Consider the following 6,018-nt stretch of genomic DNA (forward strand, 5'->3'; position numbering starts at 1 on the left):
AGAATATGCTGAAGACCATTTTACAGGTGCTTCAGGTGGTACAGTTTACGATGGAGGTAACTTTCCGGAAGGCTTTAATGGCAATATCTTTACTGGGGAAGTTGCCGGAAATTTGGTTCATCGGGACATTATTGTAGAAGATAAATACAGCCCTACCCTTGTGGCCAAAAGAGCTTCTGAAGAGCAAGACAAAGAATTCCTTGCTTCTACAGATCCTTGGTTCAGACCTGTTGGCTTTACGGTGGGACCTGACGGTGCATTATATATGGTGGACTTTTACCGACAACACATTGAAACACCGGTATCTATTCCTGATGACTTGAAAGAAGACATGGATTTCATGAATGGTATGGACCGGGGTAGAATTTATAAAATTGTACCTAAATCAGGCGTTTCTACCATGGAGGTTCAGGACTTTACTGTGATGGATCCAGAGACCCTTGTTTCTCACTTGGCTAACAAAAATGGTTGGTGGAGAACAACTGCCCAAAGAATTATATTGGAAAACCCAAAAGCTGAATACATCCCATTATTAAAAACACTTGCTTCAAATGAAGACCCTAATGCCCAACTGCACGCATTGTATTTGTTACAGTCTATGAATGCATTGGAAATAGACTTAGTAAAAGCGGCATTGAAAAGTGAATACTACGGCATTAGGAAGAATGCGTTAATGCTTGCAGAAGCTTTTCCTGATTTAAAGGAAGACATTGCCGCAATGATCAATGATGAAGCCCCCATCGTTTCCCTTCAGGCTATACTTAGCTTAGGTAACTATGAAGATGATTTCACCATCAACCAACTGGCCAAAGCCTTGGTTGAAAAAGGTGAAAATAAATGGTTCCGCTTAGGTATATTAAGTTCTAATGCAGGCTCAGGTGAAGCCATTTTAAAAGTGCTGGAATCAGAATATCAATTTTCAGAGCAAGAAGAAGACTGGAAAGAAGCCTACCTTAAAGAAGTGGATCATATTCTTGTTGAAAAAGGTATCCGAACCAAGTCAGAATAGTTTTACTAAAAGCATTCAAATTGAATAGGGGTTGCAGTCTGTGTTTACCTGTCTCCCAATTCATTTATAATAAAAGCACTCCCACTAGTATGAATAGAAGAAAATCAATTAAAACCCTTATTGCCTCAACAGGAGCAGTACTTTTCCTTAGTCAATGTGGTAAACCACAAGAGGAGTACAAATTGGAAAATATCAAAGACTGTGGGGACTTAACAGGGCTCAGTGAAGAAGAAATTGCTAAAAGGAAAAGTTTAGGTTATGAAGAAAAATCTCCTTTAGAAGGAGATAAATGTGACAACTGCCAATTGTACCTTCCACCTACAAAAAAGCGTAAATGTGGAGGCTGCCAATTATTTAAAGGGCCAGTAAATGCGGATGCTTATTGTACCTATTGGGCACCTAGAGTAGAAAACGCCTAGAAAATATATTGTTTTAGTTTTTCTGATAATTCAGAAGAGAACTATTAATAAAGGTCACCTGCTTAAAGTTAGGCAGGTGACCTTTTATTTTCATGGCTAAGGAAATAGATAATGAGAAATAAGCATTAAACATCTACAAAGCTTCTTAACTTTAGAAGGATTTTTATATCTTCAAATCAGGAATAACCCCCTCACTACTTTCTACTCAAAATGAACAGATTAATCGTATTAGTAGATTTTTCACCATATACGCCCACTCAGTTGAGGTTGGCATGCAGTTGGCAAGAAATTTATGGTTTAGATTTGGTATTTGTGCACAAGATGGATGGCCTAGCACCTACTCTTTCCAATACCAGAGAAAGTGATAAAATCATTGCTTTTAATAAAGCAGAAACAGAGAAAAAATATTTACAATACCTAAAAGATTGTGAGCTTAGCCCTATTCCAAATCAAACTACCTTTGAAGCTGTTCCCCATCAACTTACCCATTTCTTGGAAGGTTTTCTAAAACCTGATGACCTTTTACTATTGGGATTAAAAGGTACTGGCTTTTTGAAGAGAATATTAATTGGGAGTACTGCCACCAGCATAATTAATCAGCTCAATCAGACAGTAATTGCACTTCCCCAAAGCATAGATTTCGCTATTCCTAAAAAACTCGTATTATCCTGTCAGGAAAAATATCCCCTTAATGATGCTGCACTAAAGGTTATTCTAAATACCGTAGGTAATAAAATTAAAGAAATTGAGTTATTGACCATAATTGAGAACAGAGCAGACCTAGAACCTAGCAAAATGTATTTGGAATACCTTAGATCTACGATTGGTGAAGCGTATTCTTATAAAATCAGTATTTATGAAAATACAGATGCCTTTGCTGAAATTAAAAAAAGGTTTAGCCAATGCCTGGATGACTTTATTGTCCTTCAAAAGGGTTCTAGACATCTCAATGACAAACTATTTAGAAGGTTTTTTATCAATGATTTGATCCACGACGGCAATACCCCGCTAATTATTTTACCTGCTGAATAATAAACAATTACGACCCTGCCCCTTAAAAAAACAGCCAGGGGATTTATTCCTCCGACTGCCTTTTTTTTTGTAATTCTAAACCTTTTTAATTACCGGATCAGTCAAAACTTTTCAAATAGGTTTTGAAATTTTTGATGTTGGTGTTTTCATTAATTGTAACGCATTCTATTTGGGCCATTTCGCAGAAATCTTCCAATACCTGCACATTCAAATTCTGACTAAAACACGTATGGTGTGCTCCACCGGACAGTATCCAAGCACCACAGGCTCCCTTAAAATCAGGAAGTGGCCGCCACATGGTTCTTGCCACTGGTAATTTAGGCAAATCATGAGGTGGTTTAACAGCTTCTACTTCATTTACTACCATTCTAAACTTATTGCCCAAATCAATTAAAGAAGCGTTAAGCGCATGCCCTGCAGCCGCATCAAAAACAAGCCTAACAGGATCTTCTTTTCCACCTATCCCCAAAGGGTGAACTTCACAGCGAATTGGGCCTTCTGCAAGGCATTCATCAACTTCCAGCATATGGGCACCAAGTACAAGCCCCCCCTGTTCCTTAAAGTCATAGGTATAGTCTTCCATAAAAGCATTCCCTCCGGGAAGTCCGGTACCCATTACCTTCATGGCACGAACCAGTGCCATGGTTTTCCAATCCCCTTCACCCGCATAGCCATAACCTGCATTCATAAGTCGCTGAACAGGCAAGCCCGGTAATTGCTTCATCCCATGAAGGTCTTCAAAAGTATTGGTAAAACCCTTAAAGGAACCTGCCTCTAAAAAGCTTTGCAGGCCCAATTCTATCCTGGCTGCCTCCCGCAAGGAAGGATGCCTGGCCCCACCTTTTTTCAAAGAGTCAGTTAAAGCATAAGCATTGTGGTAGACATCAATTAATTCTTCCATTTCCGCTTCACTTACCGCATTGATTTTTTCCACCAAATCTCCCACACCATAGGTATTAACCCCAAAGCCAAATTTAATTTGCGCCTCCACTTTATTGCCTTCGGTAACCGCTACTTGTCGCATATTGTCTCCAAATCGAACAAACTGAGCACCTTGCCAGTCCATCCATCCACTAGCAGCCCTGCTCCAATAATCAATTTCACGGTGAACTTCCATGTCTTTCCAGTGGCCTACCACCACTTTCCTAGGTATATTCATCTTGGTACAGATAAAGCCAAACTCCCTGTCACCATGTGCACTCTGGTGCAAGTTCATATAATCCATATCTATACTATCCCATGGGATGTTTTCTCCATATTGGGTATGCAAGTGCAAGAGTGGTTTGTCAAGCAATCTCAAGCCGTTGATCCACATTTTGGCAGGTGAAAAAGTATGCATCCATGCCATAACACCTATGCAATTCTCTGCTTTATTTGCCGCTAAAAAAACCTGTGAAATTTCTTCTTGAGTGGTCACTAGCGCCTTAAAAACAATGGTAACTGCTATATTATTGGAAGCATTCAAATGCTTGCATAAGACGTCAGAATGAGAAGACACTTCTTTTAAAATATCCTGTCCATATAAATGTTGGCTACCGGTAACCAACCAAAGCTCATTTTTTTTAAGCTGCATACGATCTTTTACTTAATTATTTATTAAACTTAGAGAAAATTCATTTAATAATTAAATGCTAATTTTCCTTTTCACATATTTGCTACATCGAAACAAGGCCAGCCATTCATACTAATCGAAAAAAAAGGGCTTGTTTAAAATAGACAATATGCTAAATATAAAAATAGAATTGGACATCAGCTCTTGATTCTCCATAAACCTAATGTAATTAATTAAAGCCTTTGAAATACCATGAGTAAATACGAAGAACTGAAAAACAATTGTTACAAAGCAAATATGGAGTTGCCCACGCTGGATTTGGTGGTTTATACCTTTGGAAATGTAAGTGCTGTAGACCGAGAAAATGGAGTATTTGCCATTAAACCAAGTGGAGTTCCTTATGAGACATTAAAACCGGAAGACATCGTAATTGTAGATTTTGACAACAATGTGGTGGAAGGGAAAATGAGACCATCTTCAGACACCAAAACCCATGCTTTCTTGTATAAGCAGTGGGAGAATATTGGAGGCATATGCCATACCCATTCCTGCTATGCCGTATCTTGGGCTCAAGCCCAGATGGATATTCCTTTATTTGGAACCACACATGCTGATCATAATACCAGCGATATACCCTGTGCTCCTCCCATGAGTGATGCTAATATTTCCGGAGACTATGAACACATGACCGGGCAGCAAATATTAGACTGCTTTGAAGAGAAAGAGATTTCCTATGAAGAGGTAGAAATGATTCTTATTGGAAACCACGGTCCATTTACATGGGGTAAGAATGCCCAAAAAGCAGTCTACAACAGCAAGGTATTAGAAGAAATTGCGCGGATGGCCTATTTGACCCTACAGATCAACCCCAATGCCCCAAGATTGAAAGATGCCTTAATAAAGAAACATTATGAACGAAAGCATGGGAAAGGGGCCTATTATGGTCAGGCCGGCAAATAAATAAGCCATATGATTTTATAGGGGAAAAAATAAAAACCTCCGGGACATTATCCCGGAGGTTTGAACACTTAAAAAAACCACCAACCTTTAATTAAATCTAATCAACTGTTCTTTCGAACAGCCATATTTAATTTATCTGCCAATAAATACATGACAGGTACTACTACTAACGTTAAAAAGGTCGCAAAGGTTAGGCCAAATATTACTGTCCATGCCATTGGTCCCCAGAAGTCTGCATTATCACCCCCAATATAGAACTTGGGCTCAAAAGTGGACAGCAATCCATAAAAATCAATATTCATACCTATAGCCAGTGGAATCAGGCCTAACACCGTGGTTACAGCGGTTAATAACACCGGTCTAAGTCTGGTTTTCCCACCTTTTACAATACTGTCTAAAAGGTCTTCTTTGGAAAGATTCTGCTCGTCAGAAATTTTAAGTTCTTCTCTCTTTCTGGATCTAATAAGGTCGGTGTAATCGATCAATACAATGGCATTGTTTACCACCACACCAGCCAAGGATATTATCCCTATACCTGTCATGATTACCACAAAGTCCATATTAAAAATCACCAAGCCTAAAAACACTCCAATTGTACTTAGAATTACCGAAGCCATAATAATAAATGGAGTGGTAATGGAGTTGAATTGCGCAACTATAATAAGGAATATTAAAGAAACCGAGATCAATAGTGCTCGTGTCAAAAATTCAGCCGATTTAGCTTGTTCTTCTTGCTCACCGGTAAAGCTAATATTGATTCCCTCCGGTACTTCAAAATCCTGCAACAACCGCTTGATTTGGTTGTTAATTTCTGTGGCATTGTACCCATCATTTACGTTTGAAAATAAGGTAATAACCCTCTCCAAGTCTTTCCTTTTGACAGAGCCATAGGTAGAACTGTATTCCAAGCTAGCAACAGAGGAAATCGGTATTTCCTTTTTATTTCCAAACTTATCTCTAAAGCTAATTTTCTTGTTAAGTAAAGCATTGATATCATACCTGAATTTATCCGCTAATCTTAGCTGAATAGGGTAATCATCTTCCCC

Annotated in this window: 5 protein-coding genes and 1 pseudogene; 4 read left to right on the forward strand and 2 right to left on the reverse strand. The window is 38.7% G+C overall.

Features of this window, described 5'->3' with window-relative positions; all coding sequences use genetic code 11:
- From AAC037_RS18035 to AAC037_RS18045, 3 genes and pseudogenes are all read left to right on the forward strand, one after another.
- Nucleotides 1-1,009 (forward strand): annotated as a pseudogene (locus AAC037_RS18035) (dehydrogenase); the annotation flags it as partial.
- Nucleotides 1,010-1,098: 89 nt separating this feature from the next.
- On the forward strand, nt 1,099-1,428 hold the full coding sequence (locus tag AAC037_RS18040) for a high-potential iron-sulfur protein (RefSeq protein WP_303612581.1): 330 nt from the start codon (nt 1,099-1,101) through the stop codon (nt 1,426-1,428).
- Between the two features lie 210 nt (nt 1,429-1,638).
- Nucleotides 1,639-2,460: a hypothetical protein gene (locus AAC037_RS18045; RefSeq protein WP_339904523.1), complete on the forward strand. Its 822-nt coding sequence runs from the start codon at nt 1,639-1,641 to the stop codon at nt 2,458-2,460.
- 97 nt (nt 2,461-2,557) lie between these two features.
- Here AAC037_RS18045 and araA read toward each other — a convergent pair whose 3' ends face one another.
- A complete protein-coding gene (gene araA, locus AAC037_RS18050; RefSeq protein WP_339904524.1) occupies nt 2,558-4,033 on the reverse strand; it encodes an L-arabinose isomerase in 1,476 nt (491 codons plus the stop codon).
- Nucleotides 4,034-4,264: 231 nt separating this feature from the next.
- Here araA and AAC037_RS18055 point away from each other — a divergent pair, with 231 nt between their 5' ends.
- On the forward strand, nt 4,265-4,972 hold the full coding sequence (locus AAC037_RS18055) for an L-ribulose-5-phosphate 4-epimerase (protein WP_339904526.1): 708 nt from the start codon (nt 4,265-4,267) through the stop codon (nt 4,970-4,972).
- 101 nt (nt 4,973-5,073) lie between these two features.
- Here the strand turns inward: AAC037_RS18055 and AAC037_RS18060 are convergent.
- Nucleotides 5,074-6,018: efflux RND transporter permease subunit (locus AAC037_RS18060; protein WP_339904528.1), on the reverse strand; the 945-nt coding region annotated here is incomplete at its 5' end.

This window comes from uncultured Cyclobacterium sp., assembly GCF_963976465.1.
GTDB lineage: Bacteria > Bacteroidota > Bacteroidia > Cytophagales > Cyclobacteriaceae > Cyclobacterium.

What these genes read in the sequence shown, in the direction of transcription:
- AAC037_RS18040 (WP_303612581.1), top strand. Translation starts at nt 1,099, where the DNA reads ATGAATAGAAGAAAATCAATTAAAACCCTTATTGCCTCAACAGGAGCA.
- AAC037_RS18045 (WP_339904523.1), top strand. Translation starts at nt 1,639, where the DNA reads ATGAACAGATTAATCGTATTAGTAGATTTTTCACCATATACGCCCACT.
- araA (WP_339904524.1), bottom strand. Translation starts at nt 4,033, where the DNA reads ATGCAGCTTAAAAAAAATGAGCTTTGGTTGGTTACCGGTAGCCAACAT.
- AAC037_RS18055 (WP_339904526.1), top strand. Translation starts at nt 4,265, where the DNA reads ATGAGTAAATACGAAGAACTGAAAAACAATTGTTACAAAGCAAATATG.